Source organism: Terribacillus halophilus (assembly GCF_900101385.1).
Lineage (GTDB): Bacteria > Bacillota > Bacilli > Bacillales > Amphibacillaceae > Terribacillus > Terribacillus halophilus.
The window spans coordinates 356,681-377,854 of record NZ_FMZB01000001.1; the positions used below are offsets into that span (position 1 = coordinate 356,681).

General features: G+C 46.5%; 18 protein-coding genes. 15 read left to right on the top strand and 3 right to left on the bottom strand.

The window, feature by feature from the left end; all coding sequences use genetic code 11:
• Positions 1 to 4: 4 nt before the first annotated feature.
• From pruA to BLQ53_RS01675, 6 genes are all read left to right on the top strand, one after another.
• Positions 5 to 1,552 (top strand): L-glutamate gamma-semialdehyde dehydrogenase, encoded by a 1,548-nt coding sequence (pruA, locus tag BLQ53_RS01650; protein ID WP_093725356.1) that lies wholly within the window; start codon positions 5 to 7, stop codon positions 1,550 to 1,552.
• Between the two features lie 1,044 nt (positions 1,553 to 2,596).
• Positions 2,597 to 3,601, top strand: a complete 1,005-nt coding sequence (locus BLQ53_RS01655; RefSeq protein WP_244499205.1) for a CobW family GTP-binding protein — start codon at positions 2,597 to 2,599, stop codon at positions 3,599 to 3,601.
• 59 nt (positions 3,602 to 3,660) lie between these two features.
• Positions 3,661 to 4,863, top strand: coding sequence for a GTP-binding protein (locus tag BLQ53_RS01660; protein WP_093725358.1), 1,203 nt, complete (start codon positions 3,661 to 3,663; stop codon positions 4,861 to 4,863).
• Positions 4,864 to 4,880: 17 nt separating this feature from the next.
• Complete coding sequence (rpsN, locus tag BLQ53_RS01665) at positions 4,881 to 5,150, top strand: 30S ribosomal protein S14 (protein ID WP_093725360.1); 270 nt, start codon at positions 4,881 to 4,883, stop codon at positions 5,148 to 5,150.
• A 3-nt stretch (positions 5,151 to 5,153) separates the two neighbouring features.
• Complete coding sequence (locus BLQ53_RS01670) at positions 5,154 to 6,329, top strand: GTP-binding protein (protein WP_093725362.1); 1,176 nt, start codon at positions 5,154 to 5,156, stop codon at positions 6,327 to 6,329.
• A gap of 146 nt (positions 6,330 to 6,475) precedes the next feature.
• Complete coding sequence (locus tag BLQ53_RS01675; protein WP_093725364.1) at positions 6,476 to 7,375, top strand: quinate/shikimate dehydrogenase; 900 nt, start codon at positions 6,476 to 6,478, stop codon at positions 7,373 to 7,375.
• Between the two features lie 47 nt (positions 7,376 to 7,422).
• On the opposite strand, the gene BLQ53_RS01680 is transcribed toward BLQ53_RS01675, so the two are convergent.
• On the bottom strand, positions 7,423 to 9,426 hold the full coding sequence (locus tag BLQ53_RS01680) for a methyl-accepting chemotaxis protein (protein WP_093725366.1): 2,004 nt from the start codon (positions 9,424 to 9,426) through the stop codon (positions 7,423 to 7,425).
• 218 nt (positions 9,427 to 9,644) lie between these two features.
• On the opposite strand from BLQ53_RS01680, the gene BLQ53_RS01685 reads away from it, so the two are divergent.
• On the top strand, positions 9,645 to 10,877 hold the full coding sequence (locus BLQ53_RS01685; RefSeq protein WP_093725368.1) for a PucR family transcriptional regulator: 1,233 nt from the start codon (positions 9,645 to 9,647) through the stop codon (positions 10,875 to 10,877).
• Between the two features lie 19 nt (positions 10,878 to 10,896).
• A complete protein-coding gene (locus BLQ53_RS01690) occupies positions 10,897 to 11,745 on the top strand; it encodes a pentapeptide repeat-containing protein (protein WP_244499231.1) in 849 nt (282 codons plus the stop codon).
• 339 nt (positions 11,746 to 12,084) lie between these two features.
• On the opposite strand, the gene BLQ53_RS01695 is transcribed toward BLQ53_RS01690, so the two are convergent.
• Positions 12,085 to 13,146: a hypothetical protein gene (locus BLQ53_RS01695; RefSeq protein WP_093725370.1), complete on the bottom strand. Its 1,062-nt coding sequence runs from the start codon at positions 13,144 to 13,146 to the stop codon at positions 12,085 to 12,087.
• Positions 13,147 to 13,439: 293 nt separating this feature from the next.
• Between BLQ53_RS01695 and BLQ53_RS01700 the strand changes: the two genes are divergently transcribed.
• The 5 genes from BLQ53_RS01700 to BLQ53_RS01720 all read left to right on the top strand — a co-directional run bounded on the left by BLQ53_RS01700 (position 13,440) and on the right by BLQ53_RS01720 (position 17,658).
• Positions 13,440 to 13,754: a PTS sugar transporter subunit IIB gene (locus tag BLQ53_RS01700; RefSeq protein ID WP_093725372.1), complete on the top strand. Its 315-nt coding sequence runs from the start codon at positions 13,440 to 13,442 to the stop codon at positions 13,752 to 13,754.
• A complete protein-coding gene (locus BLQ53_RS01705) occupies positions 13,751 to 14,083 on the top strand; it encodes a PTS sugar transporter subunit IIA (RefSeq protein ID WP_093725374.1) in 333 nt (110 codons plus the stop codon). The genes BLQ53_RS01700 and BLQ53_RS01705 overlap by 4 nt, the downstream gene beginning before the upstream one ends.
• A 15-nt stretch (positions 14,084 to 14,098) precedes the next feature.
• Positions 14,099 to 15,427 carry a PTS cellobiose transporter subunit IIC gene (celB, locus tag BLQ53_RS01710; protein WP_093725376.1) on the top strand — a complete coding sequence of 443 codons (1,329 nt, stop codon included), beginning with the start codon at positions 14,099 to 14,101 and terminating at the stop codon, positions 15,425 to 15,427.
• A 1-nt stretch (position 15,428) separates the two neighbouring features.
• Positions 15,429 to 16,844, top strand: a complete 1,416-nt coding sequence (locus BLQ53_RS01715; RefSeq protein ID WP_093725378.1) for a glycoside hydrolase family 1 protein — start codon at positions 15,429 to 15,431, stop codon at positions 16,842 to 16,844.
• Between the two features lie 100 nt (positions 16,845 to 16,944).
• Positions 16,945 to 17,658 (top strand): GntR family transcriptional regulator, encoded by a 714-nt coding sequence (locus tag BLQ53_RS01720; protein WP_093725380.1) that lies wholly within the window; start codon positions 16,945 to 16,947, stop codon positions 17,656 to 17,658.
• A gap of 19 nt (positions 17,659 to 17,677) precedes the next feature.
• On the opposite strand, the gene BLQ53_RS01725 is transcribed toward BLQ53_RS01720, so the two are convergent.
• Positions 17,678 to 18,523 carry a MurR/RpiR family transcriptional regulator gene (locus BLQ53_RS01725; RefSeq protein WP_093725382.1) on the bottom strand — a complete coding sequence of 282 codons (846 nt, stop codon included), beginning with the start codon at positions 18,521 to 18,523 and terminating at the stop codon, positions 17,678 to 17,680.
• A 134-nt stretch (positions 18,524 to 18,657) separates the two neighbouring features.
• Between BLQ53_RS01725 and gnd the strand changes: the two genes are divergently transcribed.
• Both gnd and gntK read left to right on the top strand, forming a co-directional pair.
• Entirely contained in the window at positions 18,658 to 19,554 is an 897-nt protein-coding gene (gene gnd, locus BLQ53_RS01730) for a phosphogluconate dehydrogenase (NAD(+)-dependent, decarboxylating) (protein ID WP_093725384.1), read from the top strand.
• Positions 19,555 to 19,588: 34 nt separating this feature from the next.
• Positions 19,589 to 21,115 (top strand): gluconokinase, encoded by a 1,527-nt coding sequence (gntK, locus tag BLQ53_RS01735; RefSeq protein ID WP_093725842.1) that lies wholly within the window; start codon positions 19,589 to 19,591, stop codon positions 21,113 to 21,115.
• Positions 21,116 to 21,174: the final 59 nt, after the last annotated feature.

The following is a 21,174-nucleotide window of genomic DNA, read 5'->3' on the forward strand; positions in this document are numbered from 1 at the left end:
GATCATGACGACGCCTTATAAACATGAACCGTTCACCGATTTCACGCAGGAGAAAGAGCAGCAGGCTTTCAGTAAAGCGCTGGAGCAGGTACAAAAGGTGATGGGAGAATCCTACCCGCTTGTGATTGACGGCGAAAAAGTGACGACCGATGAGAAAATCGTCTCTATCAATCCGGCGAATAAAGAAGAAGTCGTCGGCGAGGTATCCAAAGCATCCCAAGAGCATGCTGAACGTGCGATTCAAGCAGCAGCGACCGCTTTTGAAACATGGCGCTATACAAAACCAGAAGAACGGGCCCACATCTTGATGCGTGCCGCTGCGATTGTCCGTCGCAAAAAGCATTATTTCTCGGCACTGCTTGTCAAGGAAGCCGGCAAGCCGTGGAAGGAAGCCGATGCAGATACAGCAGAAGCGATCGATTTCATGGAATATTATGCACGCCAGATGATCGAGCTTGCCCCGGGTAAAGCAGTCAAATCGCGGGAAGGGGAAGCAAACCGTTATATGTACACACCGACAGGCGTCACTGTGGTTATTTCGCCGTGGAATTTCTTGTTTGCGATCATGGCCGGTACAACTGTTGCTCCACTAGTGACGGGGAATACGGTTGTATTGAAGCCGGCAAGTGCCACACCTGTCATCGCGGCTCAGTTTGTCGAGGTGCTGGAGGAAGCGGGTGTTCCGAAAGGTGTCATCAACTTTGTGCCGGGAAGCGGTTCTGAAGTGGGCGACTATCTGGTCGAGCATCCGAAAACAAGCATCATCACATTCACCGGCTCGCGCGATGTCGGTACACGTATTTTCGAAAAAGCTGCCAAAGTACAGCCAGGTCAGCAGCATTTGAAACGCGTGATTGCGGAAATGGGCGGGAAGGATACAGTCGTTGTCGATGAAGATGCCGATATCGAACTGGCAGCAGATGCAATCGCCGTTTCTGCCTTCGGTTTTGCCGGACAGAAATGCTCGGCCGGATCCCGAGCTGTTGTGCACGAGAAAGTATATGACGCTGTCCTGCAGCGCGTTATCGAAATCACGGAATCCCGGATTACTGCAGCGCCGGAGAGTGCAGATGTCTATATGGGACCTGTCATCGATCAAGATTCTTTCGATAAAATCACTGATTATATCGAAGTCGGCAAACAAGAGGGCAAGCTTGTAAGCGGTGGCTCCAGTGATGACAGTAAAGGCTTCTTTATCCAGCCGACCATTTTCTCCGAGCTGTCCCCGACATCCCGCTTAATGCAGGAAGAAATTTTCGGACCAGTACTTGGCTTTTCGAAAGTAGCCAGCTTCGAGGAAGCAATCGACGTTGCCAACAACACGGAGTATGGCTTGACTGGTGCAGTCATCACAAAAAACAGAGCCCACATCGAATACGCCAAAGAACGATTCCATGTCGGCAACCTGTACTTCAACCGCAACTGCACCGGCGCCATCGTCGGCTACCACCCATTCGGCGGCTTCAAAATGTCCGGCACCGACTCCAAAGCCGGAGGACCAGACTACCTACAGCTTCACATGCTGGCTAAGACAGTTAGTGAGATGTATTAAAGAAAAGCGGAAAAGACCGATTAGAAACGGAGGAATAAGTGAGGGAGCCCGGAGTGGGTGTCTTCCCCACGCAGGGATTCATCGCTTAGGCCGCAGTTTCTGGTCTTTAGAGCTAGACACCAACGAAAAGCGGAAAAGACCGATTAGAAACGAAGCGGTAAGCAAGGGAGCCCGAAGTGGGTGTATTCCCCGTAGGGATTCATTGCTTACAGCGCAGTTTCTGATTTCTGGAACTAGACAACAAAGAAAAGCGGAGGAAGCCGCTTAGGAACGGAGAAGGAAGAGAGAAAGCCCGTAGTAAGGTGAATTTTCCTTACGCAGGGATTTATCACTTCCGGCGCAGTTCCTGGCTTTCGGAGCTAGACAACACCGAAAAGCAGAAAAGACCGATTAGAAACGGAGGAATCAGCAAGGGAGCCCGAAGTGGGTGTCTTCCCCACGCAGGGATTCATCGCTTAAGCCGAAGTTTCTGGTCTTTGGAGCTAGACACCAACGAAAAGCAGAAAAGACCGATTAGAAACGGAGGAATAAGTGAGGGAGCCCGGAGTGGGTGTCTTCCCCACGCAGGGATTCATCGCTTAGGCCGCAGTTTCTGGTCTTTGGAGCTAGACAGCTCGACATCAAGAAACTGATAACCTCGTCCACAAAACGAAGAAAGCGTGCCATAAAGGCACGCTTTTTTTATGAGAGGAGATAAAAGGAGGAAGATAGAGAGAGGGGGATCAGCCGTCTGACTCCTCTTCATTCTCCGGTTCACTCAATCTTGTCAGCCAGTCTCTGAATTCAGCGTCGTCTTTGCAATGAATTACCTTTGGTGTCTCGTCTAGTTTGTTGATCATATGCAATCTCTCCTTTTCGGTGATTCAACCAGATTATACCCGATGCTGGATATATTGAAACCCATTTTACAGACTCTTCAACAATCTAACAAACACTTTGTAAACTTATCTTCCGAACAATTTTAGTGGGAGAGACTTTACAAGTGGTATGTCATCATGTATGATTTAAATCGTAACAATTACGAATTAAGTTGAGGTGTACGATATGTCTGAAGGAATGAACAAGATTCCGGTGACGATCCTGACAGGGTTTCTAGGTGCTGGGAAGACAACATTATTGAATCGGATGCTTCGTGATGTGCGAAGCAATAATACCGCAGTCATCATCAATGAATTCGGGGAAACAGGAATTGATGGTAAGTTTGTGGAGCAGACAAAGGAAGAAATCATAGAAATCAATAACGGCTGTATTTGCTGCAATGTACGCGGTGATCTGATCAAGATACTCAAAGACATGCTTGTACGTGTACACAAGGAAGGGACGGAACTGAAGCGGGTGATCATAGAGACGACAGGACTGGCCAATCCTGCTCCTGTTATCCAAACATTCCTGATGGATGATGTCATGCGCCACTGGTTCCAACTTGATTGTGTTTGCACTGTGACGGATGCTTTGCATTTGGATCGACAATTACATGAGCATGCTGTTGCAAGGGAGCAGATTGCTTTTGCCGATAAAATCATTATAAATAAGCAAGATCTTGTTTCAGAAGAAAATCTACTAGAGCTGCAGACCCGCATACAAAAAATGAATCCAGAAGCCGAGTTATTTTTCGCCCAAGACAGCAAGGTACCGCTATACAAACTATTGGATGTATTCAGTTTCTCCCTGGATCAAAAACTGAGTGTCCGTCCAGATATGCTTGAACATCATCATCACCATCATGACGATGTACAAGCATTCGTGCTGAAAGATGAGCGACCGATTGATCCGGAGCGGCTGAATATTTGGTTCTCTTATTTAGTCCAAGTGAAAGGGGAGAGCTTATTCCGTTATAAAGGTATCCTTCATGTCAATGGACAAAGCAGGCGTGTATTGTTCCAAGGTGTACATATGCTGTTTGCCAGTACTGCTGACAGAAGATGGGGGCAAGATGAAATCCGGCAGAATGAACTTGTCTTTATAGGAAGGGATTTGGATGAAGCGGAACTACGAGCCGGGTTTGCTTTTTGTCTTGGTGATAAGGATAAGTTTCTTGCAGGCGCATAAAGCTAAAAAATTTTAGATGAAATTAAATCGTAATAATTACAAATTGGGGTGAGTGAAAAATGAAAAAAGAAATACCGGTAACGGTGCTGAGTGGATACTTAGGTGCCGGCAAGACGACGTTGCTCAATCATATTTTGCATAACAGGGAAGGCTTGAAGGTTGCCGTCATCGTCAACGACATGAGTGAGATCAATATCGATGCGGGTCTGGTGGAAAACGAAGGGACTTTATCGCGTGTGGATGAGCAGCTGGTGGAAATGTCCAATGGCTGCATTTGCTGCACGCTGCGGGATGATTTGTTGGTGGAAGTGGAGAAGCTCGCCAAGAATGGCAGCTTTGATTATATCCTGATCGAATCGAGCGGTATCAGCGAACCAGTGCCTGTAGCTCAGACATTCACGTACATCGATGAGCAGTTGAACATCAATCTATCTGACTTTACAACGCTGGATACGATGGTGACAGTCGTGGATGCGAACCGTTTCTGGCATGATTTCGGTTCTGGTGAAAGTCTGCTGGATCGGCAGCAGGAAGTGGCTGCGGATGATGAAAGGGAAATTGCCGATTTGCTGCTTGATCAGATTGAGTTTTGTAACGTACTCATCCTGAACAAATGTGATTTGGTAGAAGAATCGGCTTTGCGCGAGTTAAAGCATGTGTTGCGGCTATTGCAGCCGGAAGCGAAGATAATCGAGACTACACATGGGAAGATCGATCCGAAAGAGATCCTGTTTACGAAGTCTTTCGATTTTGACAAAGTCAGTTCTTCGGCAGGATGGCTAAAGGAGCTGGAAAATGGCCCGGAAAACCATACACCGGAAACGGAGGAATATGGGATTGGATCCTTCACTTACGTCCGGCAGCATCCGTTCCATTCGGAGCGCTTCATGCAATTTGTCGAGACAATGCCGGAGAATATTGTCAGGTCCAAAGGTATCGCTTGGTGTGCAACGCGTAATCAATTTGCATTATTGCTTTCGCAAGCAGGTCCTGCCGCTAATATCGAACCAGTATCTTATTGGGTAGCTGCTTTGGATGCTGAACGGCAGAAGTTCATCCGGAGGGAAAACCCGTCCATAAATAAAGAGTGGCATCCAGAGTATGGCGATAGGAAGACACAATTAGTATTCATCGGAACGGATTTGGATCAGCAAGCCATTGTAAAAGAGCTGGACAGCTGTCTGCTGACAGAATCGGAGCTGGCAGGAGATTGGTCTCGACTGGCTGATCCATTCCGCTGGAACATCCAAACAGCTCAATGAATAAGGAGGAATAAAGAATGGCAAAAAAATCGAAAATCGCAAAAGAGAAAAAAAGACAGGAAATGGTGATGAAGTACGCAGAAATTCGAAGGGAACTGAAGGAAAAAGGAGATTACGAAGCGCTCCGCAAACTGCCGCGTGATTCTTCGCCGACAAGGCTGAAAAATCGTTGCGAAATCACCGGACGCCCCCGCGGCTATATGCGTCAGTTCGGTATGAGCCGGATCAAATTCCGCGAGTATGCGCATAAAGGACAAGTGCCTGGTGTGCGGAAAGCGAGCTGGTGAGCAGTGGACCGTAAAATTCCGGTAACCGTCTTGAGCGGTTATCTCGGAGCAGGGAAGACGACGCTTCTTAATCATCTGCTGGGGAATAAGCAAAATCTGAAAATAGGTGTGCTCGTCAATGATATGAGCGAAATCAACATCGATGCGCATTTGCTCGAACAAGGCGGGCTAAAACGCACCGATGAGAAGCTGATCCAGCTGGAAAATGGCTGCATCTGCTGTACCTTGCGTGAAGATTTGATCCTGGAAATCGATAAGCTGGCCGATTTGGATCTTGATTATATCATCGTGGAATCGACTGGCATTTCCGAACCGATTCCAGTAGCCCAAAGCTTCACTTACCAAGAAGAAGTGCTTGGAATCGATCTGTCTGCCAAATGCCGGCTGGATACGATGATCACAGTGGTGGACGCAGGGAGGTTTTGGCATGATTATCAATCAGGGGAGTCCTTGCTTGACCGGCAGCAGCAGGCAGTAGAGGATGATGAACGGGAAATTGCCGACTTGCTGCTTGATCAAATCGAATTTGCAGACGTCATCCTTTTGAATAAAACCGATCTGTTGGAAGAGCAGGCACTAGAGCAGCTATTCAGTCTGCTGCAAACGCTGAATCCAGAAGCGGACATTCATCAAACAGAATATGGGAAAATTGATCCGAGCCTTGTCTTGGATACGAAGAAATTTTCCTTTGACAAAGCTAGTCAATCTGCCGGCTGGGTGAAAGAACTGAATAATGAACATATCCCGGAAACCGAGGAGTATGGAATTGCCTCTTTCGTTTATCGAAAAAGGCGGCCATTCCATCCAGAACGATGGATGAAATGGCTGGAAGAATGGCCCGCGGAAGTTGTGCGAGCCAAAGGCTTTTTCTGGCTCGCGTCCCGCCCGGATACGAGCGGTTTGTTGTCACAAGCAGGTCAGTCGCTGGCTATCGAAGCAGCCGGTCCTTGGATCGCTGCCTATCCGCCGGATGAACAGGCATCCCTAAGGGCGGAGGATGAAGAATTGGAGGCTAGATGGCATCCTGTGTACGGCGACAGAATGACGGAATTGGTTTTCATCGGGATCGGCATGCCCAAAGAACAGTTGATGAAAGGCTTGGATGATTGTGTACTTACGGATGAAGAAATGCTGCAAGACAGTACAGTATTTTCCGATCCGCTTCCAGCCTTTGTATAGAAGAAAACCCGCTTCCCATTTGGTTAGCGGGTTTTTTGTCAATCTGCTTGTCAGGAGAGGTTTTTGGTCATGAGGGACATTTTCGTTTAATAGGCATTAGATGAAGGTTTGCCGGCGTGAATCTTCATTTAAAGGAGGATGTGTCCATGAATAAAAGAAACCTTGCATTAATCGATGCCAAAACAACTTTGGTCGGCCTGCTAGCAACGCCGATCAAGCATAGTATCACGCCTGCCATGCACAATTTGGGCTATACAATCAGCGGTTTGAATTATGCCTATTTAGCATTTGATGTCGGGACAGACAAACTGAGGGAAACTGTCGAAGGTCTAAAAGCAATGGGAGCAGCAGGATTCAATGTCTCCATGCCGAATAAAATCGACGTGCAGCAGTATGTGGATGAATTGGATGAGAGCGCTAGGCTGGCTGGTGCAAGTAACACGGTTGTCCATAAAGATGGGAAGCTGATCGGCTATAATACCGACGGTTTGGGATATGTGAAGAACTTGGAGGAACATGGTGTCCAGCTTGAAGGTATGAAGGTGACACTTGTAGGTTCAGGCGGTGTTGCAGCTTCCATCGCCATTCAGCTGGTACAGGCTGGCATAAAAGAACTCAGTATATTTGCCAGAAATGATAAGTTTTTTGCCAATGCAAAAGCCAATATGTCCTGTATTAATCAGGAGATGAAAGATTATGGTGTGAGCACAAACGTATTTCCATTGGAGGATGATGAAGCTTTTCGAAAAGAAATCGCAGGAAGTGCTATTTTGGCGCATTGTACGAGTCTGGGAATGAAGCCACTACATGAATGGAGTGTGCTGGATGGCTTGACAGATGTCTTGCGGCAGGATTTGATCGTGACAGATGTAGTCTACAATCCGCGAAAAACAAAATTACTGGCACAAGCGGAAGCTGCCGGTGCCAAAGCAATCAATGGCTTAGGCATGGTGCTGTGGCAAGGGGCGTTGTCTTACAAGCTGTTCACAGGTGAAGAGATGCCAATGAAGGAAATCAAGGCGATCATATTCGGTGAAGGATATTAAAAAGGAGAAGCACTGCTGAAAGTGCTTCTCCTGTCATCTCCTGCAATTTATGATAATTTGAATTGCTGCAATTGCTCTTGCAAGGTGCTGGCATCTTGTTCGAGCTTCTCGGCAAGTTCTTTCAATTGATCCATGGAATGCGTCTGGTCTGCTACCGATGCCGTGATTTCTTCCGTTCCGGCTGCTGTCTGCTGACTGATTGCGGCAATCTCGCCAGTATTGTTCGCCAGTGTTGCTTCCCGTTCCATCATCGCTTTCATTTCTTCCTTCGTCCGAGCCGTCAGTTCCATATTGTTAGCGATGGCTTCGTGAATTTGGATGAAGATGTCTTTTGTATTATTGACCGCCGTTTCCTGTCCGTGGACCACGTTGCTTGTTTTCGAAGCGAAGGCAGCTGTTTCAGCCGTTTCGGACTGGATTTCCTGGACAATGGACCCGATGTCGCGAAGTGCGTGTTCTGTCTGTTCTGCTAATTTGCGGACCTCATCGGCAACGACAGCGAAGCCCTTTCCGCTTTCGCCGGCCCGTGCAGCCTCAATGGCAGCATTCAGTGCCAACAGATTAGTCTGTCCGGCAATATCGGTGATCGTATCGACAATGCCGCTGATATTAGCCGATTTTTGCTGCAGGCTCATTACAGCTGATTCTATCTTTCCTGTAGCGTCAATTGCTTCTTTGGATTGGTCGATCAATTCCTGCATCTGTGAACTACCCACTTCAGCCGCTTCGGTCATTTGCAGTGCTTCTTTATATACTTGCTGATTATGTGCATTCACCAGTTTGATATTTTCAGAGAGTGCTTCCGTTGCAACAGTATTACGCTCCATGATTTCAGCCAGACTTGTCGTACCAGCGGAAATCTCCTCCATGGTCGCCGCTACTTCGGCGGAAGTTGCTGCATTCTCCTCTGCATTGGCAGCAAGCGCTTGGGAAGCAGACTGTACATTGGCCGAAATAGCCGTATTATGCTGCATCATACCGTGAATGTTGCCGATCATGTTGTTGAAGCTGCCGGATAGTTCGCCGATTTCATCAACGGAGCTGTTATGCATTTGCACGGTCAAATCGCCATCTTCGACTTGTTTCATCTTGTCTCTGAGAGCCTTGATCGGTCGTACAACCGAGTTTACCACAAAGAAGGTGATGACAAGTGCAATTGCCAGCACAATCAATACAGTGATGATCAAAGGAGGGATGATTCCTTTAGCTAAATCGCTGAACTCATGTTTTGGTACGATAGCAGCGATTGACCAGCCGGTTCGATCATTCATAGTAAAGGCAAGGACACGTTTTTCTCCATCAAGTTCATAATTGACGATGCCGCCGCGTCCGGTCGAAAGCATCTTCTCCCAGAATTCTTCTTTAGTTGCATCTGTTCCCAGCACCTTGTCATCCGGATGCGATAAGTAATGTCCTGTTTTATCATATACCGCAGCAAAGCCTGTATCACCAACTTTGACTTGTTCTGTCAGCTCCTTCAAACGCGTAAGTGTGAACTCAGCGACGACGAAGCCTTTCAGCTTGTTGTCCTTGTCGTAGATAGGCTGTACCGCATCGACTACAGATTCTTCTGAGTCTGCTGAATTGTATGGGTCTGTATAACCGGTATGTTCTTCAAGCTCTAAACCAAGCTGATACCATCGACGGGTAGTAGGATCGAAGTCATCAGGTAAATCCATTTGCGGGTAAGAAACCAATTCCCCATCGATTGGCTGATAGAAAATCGATGTTACGTTTGGGTTATCTTTTGTATAGCTTTCCATCGTTACGGCTAGTCGTTCCATATCATCATCTTGCAACGATTGGGTTTTACTGATGCCGCCCAAAGTAGATTCGATATTGTCAAGAAACAGATCATAGATAGTATTCAGCTGGACCACTGTCTGATCGTGCATCTGCTCTGTCTGGGAATTCAGCACCATATTCCGGCTGAACTGGTAACCGAAATAAGCTGTCACTACTCCTGATATAATAAACATCGCAATTATCGGATAGATGACTTTGCGCAAGATTTTTCGTGTGAAGAAGTTTCCTTTTTTCATTTCTTTCATTATTTATATCTTTCCTCTCTCTATCTTAAATATAGTTATACCTTTTTATCGGTAGGTAAATAGAATTATGTAGCGTTTTTATTAGAAATGATAAAAGCTAACGTTTTCAGAGAAAAGTTTACTATTATTTTTGTTTGTAATAGAAAAAATAGGAAGCGACTAGGCAAAATTCTTCTCCTGGAGTATGATAAAAAGAAAATGCTTAGGGGTAATGGGCTATGGAGTTATTCGATCGTATATTATCCATCAACGATTTGGATGCTGTCATCGATTTACTAAGCTTCGAGCTGGAAAGGCCAGTTATTGTTGAAGGTGCTGACTATACCTTGCTGGCGTACAATTCGCATTATATTCATCATTTTGATGAAGCCAACAAGCAGACGATTTTTACGAAAAAATGGACGCTGCCAATTTATGAAACGTTCATTGAAGCAGGAATTGTCAATAAGCTGAAGACATATGAACGACCGTTCACGGTAGGATCGATGCCGGAGATTGGCTTGAATACGAGAATGGTTGTGAGCGCAAAGCATAATGAACACGTAAGGGGTTATGTCTGGATCCAAGAAATGGAGAAGCCGCTGTCTGCGACGGAGATCGATTTCCTCTATGATGTTTCCTTTCATATCGGTCGTTTAATTTATGACATCCAAAAATCGAAACTGAAGCAGGAGGAGAAGGAAGAACAGTTTTATCAAAATATTTTTAATAATTTGTATAAACGTGCTTCCGATTTGGAGTGGGGTGCCAAGGAATTCGGTGTCAAGGTGCCGGATTATGTTGCTGTTGCTGCCGTTGAACTCGCAAAACCGGATGAGAAGCTCTTGGATAATCTGCAGCAGGTAGCACAGACGTCTTTGCAGCTGGAGGATAAATTGCATCATGTCCTTATTAAGGGAGAAACGCTGCTCATTTTGCTCGGGGGAAAGAAAGCTGATGCTCCGATTGATTCATTAGCCTTGGAAGTCATTCAAAGGATACGCGATTATGCAAAAGATAAAGGAGCAAGCATCGTGAGCGGTGTAGGAGGTTTGTATGCTGCTTCTTTGGATCTGTTGACAAGCGCAGCACAAGCAAAAGAAGTTATCCAAGCATATAAGCTGACACACCGGCCGATATCGCCTTTTTATAAGGATTTGCATGTTTGCCGCTATCTGCAGGCGATTGTGGAAAAGAATAAGGAACTTGGCTACGAGAGCGAGTATTTGCAAAGAATCAGAAAACTTGACCCGCATGATAAAAAAGAGCTGTTCAAAACACTCGAACTATACTTGCTGCATAATTGCAAGATCAAGCCGACCGCTGCCGCATTATTCGTTCACCCCAATACAGTGAATTACCGGATCAATCAAATCAATGATGAGCTGCAGCTTGATTTGACCGACGTGATGCAGAAGTTCCAGCTGCTGTTGGATTTGATGACGAGGAGCAAAGCGTATGAAGAAAACTGACTACAAAAGGAAGAATGTAATGTCATCCCCATTCGATATTGATGCTGCCATGGAATATAGACAAAATTTGCGGGCGGATTGTACAAATTGTTTCGGCTTATGCTGTACAGCACTTCATATCGTCGCATCGAGTGACTTTGCGATAGATAAACCCGCTGGTATTGCCTGTCCTAACTTAGACACTGATTTTCGCTGTCAAATCCACAGTAATCTGAGAGAGAAAGGCTTTAAAGGATGTACCGTCTTTGATTGCTGCGGTGCTGGTCAACGCGTATCCCAAGTCACTTTTGAGGGACGGGATTGGCGAGAAGAGAAAGAAACCGCCGATAACATGTTCCGTGTTTTTCCGGTGATGGAACAGCTCCATGAGATGCTGGCTTATGTCGCGGAAGCATTGTCTTATGATTTGCCGCATCACCTGTATGAGCAATTGACACTTCAGTTAAGGAATTTGGAAAGCTTAACGCTTCTTGGCGCTGAAGAATTGCTGTCATTGGATATCATGGAGCAACGTATGCCAATCAATGAGCTGCTTATCAAGACAAGCAGCTATATTCGCATGGAGGATTCATCTTCCGCATCCAAAAGACTTGATTATAAAAACGCAGATTGGATAGGGAAAAATGCAAAAGGAAAAGACCTTAGAGGTTTCAATTTTAGAGGGGCTTATCTCATCGCAGCGGATTTGAGGAATGCGGATTTAAGAGCTGCAGACTTTATTGGTGCCGATTTGCGTGATGCGAATCTGGAAGGAGCAGATCTTTCTGCGAGTCTGTACCTGACGCAAATGAAGATCAACTCAGCAAAAGGGAATAAAGAAACGAAATTGCCACCTTACTTGAATCAGCCATCACATTGGGCATCTTAAGGCACGGTATGTAACATGGAAATGTAAAAACGTGACAGTTGAATCCAATGAAGAGGCTGTGACAAAGGTGTTTTAGCTAAATGAAAAAACCCGAACTATTGACGTGAATCTTGAAACAAAGATACGCGTAAGTTCGGGTTTTTTGACGTTAATCTATACCAGCATAGGCAGAATGCGGAGACTCCAACGGGAACAGCACGAGCGGAAGACCCCGCAGTGGTGATCTTTCCACGAGGAGGCTGAGGCCGTGCCCGTGGAAAGCGGAGTATTCTGCCGAAGCGGTACTTATGAGCAATGTTTGCTTTTAAGCAATGGTATTTTAGTTATGTCCCAGCCTCTTCATTGGAAGTCATTCGACAATGCCAGTTTATGATAATAATGGAACTTCTCGATTTTCTGAGCTTCCCATAGGTATTGGGAATAGTCCTGGGAATAGTGGCGCATCAAGTAGTACAATCCATTCTCCTTGAAATACGTGATAGCGGAATCATATATATAATCCATCGTTTCCTGTTCCATATATTTTGCCCAAAGAATAGCGAATTGCCACCGATATTCCAGATTATCCCGTTCTTCGCAGACGCGCATACCCGTTCTGAAATATGCTGCTGCTTGTTCCGTTTTCCCAAGGATGTAGAGGGAACGGGTCAGGGTGAACAATGCCTGAATGTATAAAGGATGGTCGGAATGAGTAACGGCTTGCAGCAGGTATGGGACGCCTTTGTCATCCGCATTTTGTTTATGGTACATGAGGCCGATGTTGAAGCCGCAGGCAACGACCATATCTTCTTGTCCGAGTTTTTTGGCTATGGAGAGGGCTTGCAGGAGATTCGTTTCCGCCTTATCGAATTCCCGCTGATCCATTTGGTTCAACCCTTGCAGCGATTTACAATTGGCCACTTTCAATTCATACTGCGGATATTTTTTATAGAGTGCTATCGCCTTTTCCAAATGGAAACTGGATAAAGCATTGATATCCAAATAGTAAAATTGCATGGCTTTATTGTAATGTAAGCCGGCATGCTCTTCTTCATCATCGACCGCATGCATGTGTTGCTCCGCTTTTTCCAAAACCTCAATCGCCGCAAAATATTCTTTCCGGCTGTATTTTACGATTGACAGGAAACTATAGTAGAAAAAAGACTGGTAATCATTCAATTCTTCCGGATTCAATTGCTTCAGCTTTTCTTCACAAAGCTCGACATCCCCCATCAAAAAGTCGAATCGTGCATCCAGCAGCAAAAATCGATCCCATAATTCATCCGGGAATTCCCCCGCATGCAATGCATCATAGGCTTCCTTGCGCAGTTTGGCGGACTGCGCTCGATCTCGTATTTTAATTGTCTTATGCCAAGTATGCAAATGCGTGATAAAGTGTTCCATACTTTTTATAACAGTCATATACCAATACTCCTAATCAGTCAGAATGAAGAATGAACCGGACGGTTGTTTTGAGAGGCGAAAAGACTGTGAAATTAAGAAAGCTGCTTTCCTTGAAGCAGCTATACCGTCCCTATAAAGAATAAAGTTAGTTTACCATATTTGGGAGGATTAAGCCTATCAATATTCGATAAAGCGGATGAACGAAAAGTAAAAGTATAAACATTTATAATTAAATGTCTAGACAAATAGAAAATAAGTTATATAATAACAAATGAAAGCGCTTTTAATAATTTTCTAAGGAGTGTCATTTGATGAATAAAATCCTTTTAGCATGCAGTTCAGGTATGTCCACCAGTCTTTTGGTCACTAAAATGCAAGCGTTTGCAGAATCTGTAGGAGATGAAGCGAAGATTTGGGCGGTCGGTCAGGATCAGGCGAAGAAAGAAATGGCTGAAGCTGATGTCGTACTGATCGGTCCGCAAATGAGCTTCCTTAAAGGGGAACTGGCAGCTGAAGCACAGAAATATGGTATCCAGGTCGAGGTAATCGATATGATGGCCTATGGGATGGCTGATGGAGAGAAAGCATACAAACAGGCTCTGGGTCTAATCGGAGCGACATCATGAGTGAGATGAAACTGGAAGAGTTGACGGAAGAACAGGTTTGTTTTCAGATGATCCTTCATAGCGGTAATGCCAGAAGTAAGATTTTGCAGGCACTTCGGCTTTATCGTGAGGGTGAAATGGAGAAAGTGAACGAAATGCTGGCAGATGCCGAGGAAGATTTGTCACAAGTGCATAAAGTGCATTTCCAGCTGGTGCAGCAGGAAGCAGCTGGCCGGCAGCAGGAACTTTCTCTTTTGTTCCTGCACGCAGAAGACCATTTCATGTCCACAATGACAATGAAGGAAATGGTCAAAGAATTGATTCCAATTTTCCAAGGGCTGAAGGGCTAAAGGGGGACGCAGGCAATGTTCGATAAGTTAAGCAAGTTTTTGATTCCGATTGCCGGTAAGCTGAATAACAATCGTTATCTTGGTGTGCTGCGTGATGCCTTCATGCTGGCATTCCCATTGACCATTTTCGGTTCGATCATGGTTGTACTGGCCAATTTGCCATTCCTGGACAATGTGATGAGTGAATCGCTGCTTGCTGGTATCCAGGAATCACTTGGACCAGCACCAAATGCCACGATGAATATTGCATCTGTTTTCGTTGTCTTCGGTATTGGATATTATCTGGCCAAAAGCTACGGAGTGGAAGCGATTTTCGGCGGAGCAGTAGCTTTGACGGCCTTCCTCCTGCTGACACCATATGTCGTTTCGACAGAAAGCGGCGAAGTGGTGAGCAATGTCTTGGCTGTTGACCGCCTCGGTGCTAAGGGAATGTTCCTGGGAATGATCGTCGCGTTCCTTTCGGGGGAGATCTATCGATTTATCACGCAGAAGAAAATTGTCATCAAGATGCCGGCAGGTGTGCCGCCAGCTGTATCGCAATCATTCGCTGCCCTCATCCCGGCGGTCGTGACACTGACGGTATTTTTGATACTAAATATCATCGTGACGCAAGGCTTCAACACGAATCTGCATGATGTCATCTTCAATACGGTGCAGGCACCGCTCGTTGGACTGGGAGGCGGACTTCCGGCTACATTGATTGCCGTATTCTTCATCCAGATCCTATGGTTCTTCGGATTGCATGGACAGATCATCATCAATTCCGTCATGGATCCAATCTGGAATACATTGTCTTTGGAAAATTTGCAAGCGTATACAACGACAGGGGAATTACCGCATATCATCAATAAGCAGTTCATCGAGGTCTATCTTGTCGGTGCTGGAGGGACAGGGATGACACTGGCTGTCTTGGTGGCAATCCTTCTGTTCATGCGGAGCAAGCAGATGAAACAGGTCGGAAAGCTCGGAATCGGACCAGGTATCTTCAACGTAAATGAGCCTGTCATTTTCGGACTGCCGATCGTCATGAACCCGCTGATTCTCTTGCCGTGGATCATTGCGCCGATGGTCGTGACAGTCGTCAGTTATACAGCAATGGCGATCGGGCTCGTGCCGCCGCCGACTGGTGTGACGATTCCATGGACTGTGCCGATATTCATCAGCGGATTCTTGGCGACCAACTCGATTGCTGGTTCGCTGCTGCAGCTCGTGAACGTCTTGATCGTATTCGCAATTTGGTTCCCATTCCTCAAATTCATTGACAGGATGAATATCAAGCAGGAGAAGGAAGCAGCACAGAAGAATGCAGCAGCTGACATGCAAGTACCAAAGGAGAAGATTTGATATGGAAGTGACAGAACAAAAACAAAAGCAAGTAAAATATGTATTCCCGGAAGATTTCTGGTGGGGCTCTTCTGCTTCCGCCACCCAAATGGAGGGTGCTGCGGATGTGGACGGGAAAGGACAAAACATTTGGGATTATTGGTATGAGCAGGAACCGAACCGTTTCCATAACGGTATCGGTCCTGCGGATACATCCAATTTCTACTACCGTTACAAAGAAGACATTGCCCTCATGAAAGAAGTGGGCCACAATTCTTTCCGATTTTCGATTTCTTGGTCCCGTCTGATCCCGGAAGGTACAGGAGATGTCAATGAGAAAGCGGCAGCGTTTTATCAGGACGTGATCGATGAATTATTGGATAAGGATATCGAGCCATTCGTCAATCTGTTCCATTTCGATATGCCGATGCCGCTGCAGGAAAAAGGCGGCTGGGAAAGCAGGGAGGTAGTCGATGCGTATAGGGACTATGCTGCAATTTGCTTCCGGCTGTTCGGAGATAAAGTGAAGAAATGGTTTACGCATAATGAGCCGATTGTGCCAGTGGAAGGAGGTTATCTATACGATTTCCACTATCCGAATGTTGTCGATTTCCGCCGGGCGGTGCAAGTGGCTTATCATACACAGTTATCAAGTGCACTTGCGATTCAGAAGTATCGTGAGCAAGGGCAAGATGGGGAGATTGGGATCATTTTGAACCTGACGCCATCCTATCCAAGGAGCAGCAATCCTGCTGATCTGGAAGCCTCCCGGATTGCCGATGCCTTCTTCAATCGCTCCTTCCTGGATCCGTCTGTCAAAGGTGAATTTCCGCAGGAGCTGGTGGCCATACTTCGCGAGAAAGGATATCTGCCAGTCCATTCGAAGGCAGATTTGGATGTGATCCGAGAAAACACAGTCGATTTGCTCGGGGTGAACTATTATCAGCCGCGGCGAGTGAAAGCGAAGGAATATGCTGTCCACCCTGATGCGCCGTTCATGCCTGACAGATTCTTCGACTCGTATGAGATGCCAGGCCGGAAGATGAATGTGCATCGAGGCTGGGAGATCTACGAAAAGGGGATCTATGATATCTTGGTCAATCTGCGGGAAAACTATGGTAATATACCGTGTTTCATTTCAGAGAATGGTATGGGCGTGGAAGGAGAAGAGAAGTTCCGTGGCGAAGATGGAATCATCCAGGATGACTACCGAATCGATTTTATCAAGGATCACTTACGCTGGGTGCATCAGGCCTTGAGTGAAGGCACAAATGTAAAGGGTTATCATTTGTGGACGTTCATGGATAATTGGTCGTGGACGAATGCTTATAAAAATCGTTATGGTTTCGTTTCCGTCAATCTGGAGAAGGATGGGGAACGTTCCATCAAAAAAAGCGGGGAATGGATGAAACAAGTCGTGCTGCAAAACGGCTTTTGATTCGCGGCGGCCTATATGGCCGTCCTTTTCATTGGCAGATTGCCGCATTTCCAGTATTTTGTTAAGCTAGCAACAGATAAAGCGGCAGAGGAGGAGCACTATGAAATATCAAGTGATATCAGAAGAAATCAGACATCGTATCGAATCCGGATTCTACCCTCTGGACCAGCCGTTACCAGATGAACATAGCCTTGTCGAGGAGTTTTCTTGCAGCAGGATGACGATTAAACGTGCGCTTGATGTCCTTGCATCGGAAGGAATCGTTTTCCGAAAGCGCGGGCATGGCACCTTCATTGTGCAATCTTCCTTTCAATCAGACTATATTCATGTCGGAACGAATGAAACGCTCGGCTTCACCAGCTTGATGAAGGATAAGCATGTGACTTCGAAGCTGATTTTGTTCGACATGATTGCCCCTACACCTGAAGTGGCATCGTATTTGGCCATTTCGGAGGATACCCCTGTGTATCATCATATCCGCGTAAGATGTGTCGATGATAGTCCCCACGTCATTGAAGAAACCTACATGCCGACTCCGCTGATTCCAGGCATCACGCCGGCAGTCCTTAAGGCTTCGGTGTATGCTTACATGGAGAAAGAACTAGGATTGAAAGTCGGCGGATCGCGCCGCCGTATCAGAGCGGAACAGGCAACAGCTAGAGACCGGAAAGAACTGGGGTTGGCCGAGAATGAACCTGTACTGGTTATCGAGCAGGTTGCCTATTTGAATACCGGCATCGCCTTTGAATACTCTTTTGCTAGGCATCGGTTCGACAAATTCGAAATTACAACTGTGAATATCAATGGCAAGTGACCCGTCAGCTTCTGACGGGTCACATTTTTGTTGCGGCGATAGCGTTTCGTACTTTTTCCATGGAAGCTTGTGCCTTGTCTTTTTGCCGCATGATCACTGTCACATATAGTGCGTCGATGATACTCAGCTGGGCAATCCGTGACGCAAGCGCTTCGGAGCGGTAGTCGGTCTCTTCCGAACTGGTATGCAGGGCAACATCTACTTGCTGGCCGATCGGTGATTTGGGAAAACCGGTGATGGCAATCGTTTTGGCTTCTGTTTTCTTGATCATTTGAAGCAGCTGATAGGCGTCTTTACTGGCGCCGGAGTGAGAGAAGATAAACGCGACATCCTGATTGGTCAGCTGGGATGCAGACATCAGCTGCAGATGGGCATCGGGAAATGCGAATGCCGGCACACCGGATCGGACAAACTTATGATAGGCATCCATTGCGACCATATTGGATCCGCCGAAGCCATAGAATTCCGCTTTTCTTGCGCCAAGGAGCAAAGCGGCTGCTCGTTCAAGCCCGGAATCGTCGAGTACTTGCAAGGTATTTTCCAAGGTACGGATATTTGACTGAAAAATTTTTTCGGCAACGATTTTCGCTGCGTCCTGATCATTGACGTCCTCATGCAACATCTTATTTGGGGCGATGATTTCTGGTGCCAGCGCAATTTTCAGTGCTTGGTAGCCTTTGTAACCGATTCGTTTGCAAAAACGGGAAACAGTGGCATCTGCCACATCCAGCGTATCTGCCACTTGGCTGATTGTCTGATGCACAATTTTTTCCGGATGTTCCAATATGAAATCGGCAATTTTTTTCTCTTTGTCACTCAGTCTTGGATAGTGGGAGCGAATCCCCGCCAAACCTATCTTTGCCAAGAAAATCAGCTCGCTTTCCTCCTAATTGTCATAAAAAGTATAGCATAAATTAATTGAAAGCGGTTGCTATATGAAAATTATTTTCGTATTATGGTATCATAAATTGAAAATTATTTTGAAGGAGTTCATATATCATGCATATTGGATTAATCGGTCTAGGTAAAATGGGTTTCAATCTTGGTCTGAACTTATTGGATAATAACTTCGATGTCGTTGCTTTCGATGTTAGTGAGGAAGCGCGTGCCAAATTCGCGGAAACGAAAGGATCTGCTGCTGGTTCTCTGAAAGAATTGGTGGAGCAGCTGCCTAGCCCTAAAATCATTTGGTCGATGGTCCCAGCTGGTGAAATCACGGATAAGGTGCTGGAAGAGCTGAAAGGTTATCTTTCTAAAGGAGATATCTTGATGGACGGCGGTAACTCCAATTACAAGCAATCTGTCGAACGAGCAAAAGTATTTGCAGAATCAGGTGTTCATTTCTTCGACGTAGGCACAAGCGGCGGAACTGATGGTGCACGTCATGGTGTCTGCACGATGATCGGCGGCGATGCAGAAGTTTTCCAGACAATTGAACCGATTTTCCAGGCGATCAGTGTGGAAAATGGCTATCATTATGCTGGGAAAAGCGGCAGCGGTCATTTCTTGAAAATGGTCCATAACGGCATCGAGTACGGCATGATGCAGGCAATCGCAGAAGGCTTCGAAGTTTTAGAAAAAAGTGATTACGACTTTGATTACGAACAAGTCGCAAAAATGTGGAATAACGGCTCCGTTGTCCGTTCTTGGCTGATGGAACTGGTGGAATCAGCATTCAGCAAGGATCCGAAACTTGATGCTATCCGCGGTGTGATGCACTCCTCTGGTGAAGGAAAATGGACAGTCGAGACGGCGTTGGAATTGCAAGCAGCCACACCTGTCATCGCAATGTCGCTGATGATGCGCTATCGTTCTTTGGACGAAGATACTTTCTCCGGAAAAGTGGTCGCAGCATTGCGTAATGAATTCGGTGGACATGCAGTGGTGAAACGCTAACGAAAGGGAGGGGAAGGCGTTGGCAGCTTCCTATATGATCGGCGTGGACATGGGCACGACCAGTACAAAGGCCGTGCTGTTCACGACGACGGGCGAGGTGATTGCCAAGGAGGGCATCGAATATCCTTTGCATTCACCGACAGCTGAAACAGCAGAACAAGATCCGGAAGTGATTTTCCAGGCTGTTCTAGAGACAATCCGCGATACAATCCGGGTCAGCGGCGTGGATCCTGCTGCAATCCGCTGTATTTCATTCAGTTCCGCGATGCATAGCGTGATTGCCGTGGATGCGGATAATGAACCGCTGACGGCATGTATCACCTGGGCGGACAATCGAGCTACGAAATGGACGGAGAAAATCAAGGAAGAACGTGATAGCCATAGCATTTATTTGCGTACCGGCACACCGATTCATCCGATGGCTCCATTATCCAAATTGCGTTGGCTCAAGGAAGAGCATCCAGCTATTTTCGAACAAGCAGCCAAGTTCATCTCCATTAAAGAGTATGTCTTTTTCAAGCTGTTCGGCAGCTATAAAGTCGATTATTCGATTGCATCGGCCACTGGAATGTTCAACCTGGAAGAACTTGCTTGGGATAAAGAAGCGCTGGATGTTGCCGGCGTTACGGAAGAAAAATTATCCGAGCCTGTGTCGACAACCTATCAATTCGTCGGTTTGACAGAGCAAATGGCTGACAAGCTAGGGGTGCAGCAGCATACGCCGTTCATCATCGGTGCCAGTGACGGAGTCCTATCCAACCTTGGGGTCGGAGCAGTCGAAGAGGGCGTCGTAGCAGTCACTATCGGGACAAGCGGCGCCATCCGTGCGGTGACGGACCGTCCGACGACTGATCCGAAAGGTCGTATTTTCTGTTATGCATTGACGGAAAATCATTGGGTGATCGGCGGACCGGTGAATAATGGCGGTGTCGTGCTCCGCTGGGTCCGCGATGAACTCGGCGCTGCGGAGACCGAAACGGCGGCAAGACTTGGTATCGATCCATATCAAGTGCTGACCAAGATTGCCTCTCAAGTGAAACCTGGTTCAGACGGGTTGTTATTCCATCCTTACTTGGCTGGGGAGCGGGCACCGCTTTGGGATGCGAATGCCCGCGGTTCTTTCTTCGGTCTGGGTTTGCATCATAAAAAAGAGCATATGATCCGAGCTGTATTGGAAGGCGTGCTTTTGAATTTGTATTCCGTCCTGCTTGCTTTGACGGAACTGACAGGCAAGCCTAAACGGATCCAGGCAACTGGCGGATTTGCCCGCTCGGCATTATGGAGACAGATGATGGCTGATATATTCGATCAGGAGGTCCATATTCCCCAAAGCTATGAAAGTTCCTGTCTCGGAGCGGCTGTCCTGGGATTATACAGTTTAGGAGATATCGATTCCTTTGATGTGGTAAACGATATGATCGGCAGGACGCATCATCATACTCCGGATCCGGAATGTGTCGAAGTGTATCAGGAACTGATGAGCATTTATATCCAGCTATCCAGAAGCTTCGAAAATGAATATGAACGAATCGCTGATTTCCAGCGGAGGATGCTGCACTAAAGCAGCTTTCCTCACCTAAAGGTTTGAAAGCGCTTAAAGTAGAGAAAAGGGGAGAAATC

Excerpts from the sequence above, each read along its gene's own strand:
- pruA (WP_093725356.1), top strand. The coding sequence starts at position 5 with ATGACGACGCCTTATAAACATGAACCGTTCACCGATTTCACGCAGGAG.
- BLQ53_RS01655 (WP_244499205.1), top strand. The coding sequence starts at position 2,597 with ATGTCTGAAGGAATGAACAAGATTCCGGTGACGATCCTGACAGGGTTT.
- BLQ53_RS01660 (WP_093725358.1), top strand. The coding sequence starts at position 3,661 with ATGAAAAAAGAAATACCGGTAACGGTGCTGAGTGGATACTTAGGTGCC.
- rpsN (WP_093725360.1), top strand. The coding sequence starts at position 4,881 with ATGGCAAAAAAATCGAAAATCGCAAAAGAGAAAAAAAGACAGGAAATG.
- BLQ53_RS01675 (WP_093725364.1), top strand. The coding sequence starts at position 6,476 with ATGAATAAAAGAAACCTTGCATTAATCGATGCCAAAACAACTTTGGTC.
- BLQ53_RS01680 (WP_093725366.1), bottom strand. The coding sequence starts at position 9,426 with ATGAAAGAAATGAAAAAAGGAAACTTCTTCACACGAAAAATCTTGCGC.
- BLQ53_RS01685 (WP_093725368.1), top strand. The coding sequence starts at position 9,645 with ATGGAGTTATTCGATCGTATATTATCCATCAACGATTTGGATGCTGTC.
- BLQ53_RS01690 (WP_244499231.1), top strand. The coding sequence starts at position 10,897 with ATGTCATCCCCATTCGATATTGATGCTGCCATGGAATATAGACAAAAT.
- BLQ53_RS01695 (WP_093725370.1), bottom strand. The coding sequence starts at position 13,146 with ATGACTGTTATAAAAAGTATGGAACACTTTATCACGCATTTGCATACT.
- BLQ53_RS01700 (WP_093725372.1), top strand. The coding sequence starts at position 13,440 with ATGAATAAAATCCTTTTAGCATGCAGTTCAGGTATGTCCACCAGTCTT.
- BLQ53_RS01705 (WP_093725374.1), top strand. The coding sequence starts at position 13,751 with ATGAGTGAGATGAAACTGGAAGAGTTGACGGAAGAACAGGTTTGTTTT.
- celB (WP_093725376.1), top strand. The coding sequence starts at position 14,099 with ATGTTCGATAAGTTAAGCAAGTTTTTGATTCCGATTGCCGGTAAGCTG.
- BLQ53_RS01715 (WP_093725378.1), top strand. The coding sequence starts at position 15,429 with ATGGAAGTGACAGAACAAAAACAAAAGCAAGTAAAATATGTATTCCCG.
- BLQ53_RS01720 (WP_093725380.1), top strand. The coding sequence starts at position 16,945 with ATGAAATATCAAGTGATATCAGAAGAAATCAGACATCGTATCGAATCC.
- gnd (WP_093725384.1), top strand. The coding sequence starts at position 18,658 with ATGCATATTGGATTAATCGGTCTAGGTAAAATGGGTTTCAATCTTGGT.
- gntK (WP_093725842.1), top strand. The coding sequence starts at position 19,589 with ATGATCGGCGTGGACATGGGCACGACCAGTACAAAGGCCGTGCTGTTC.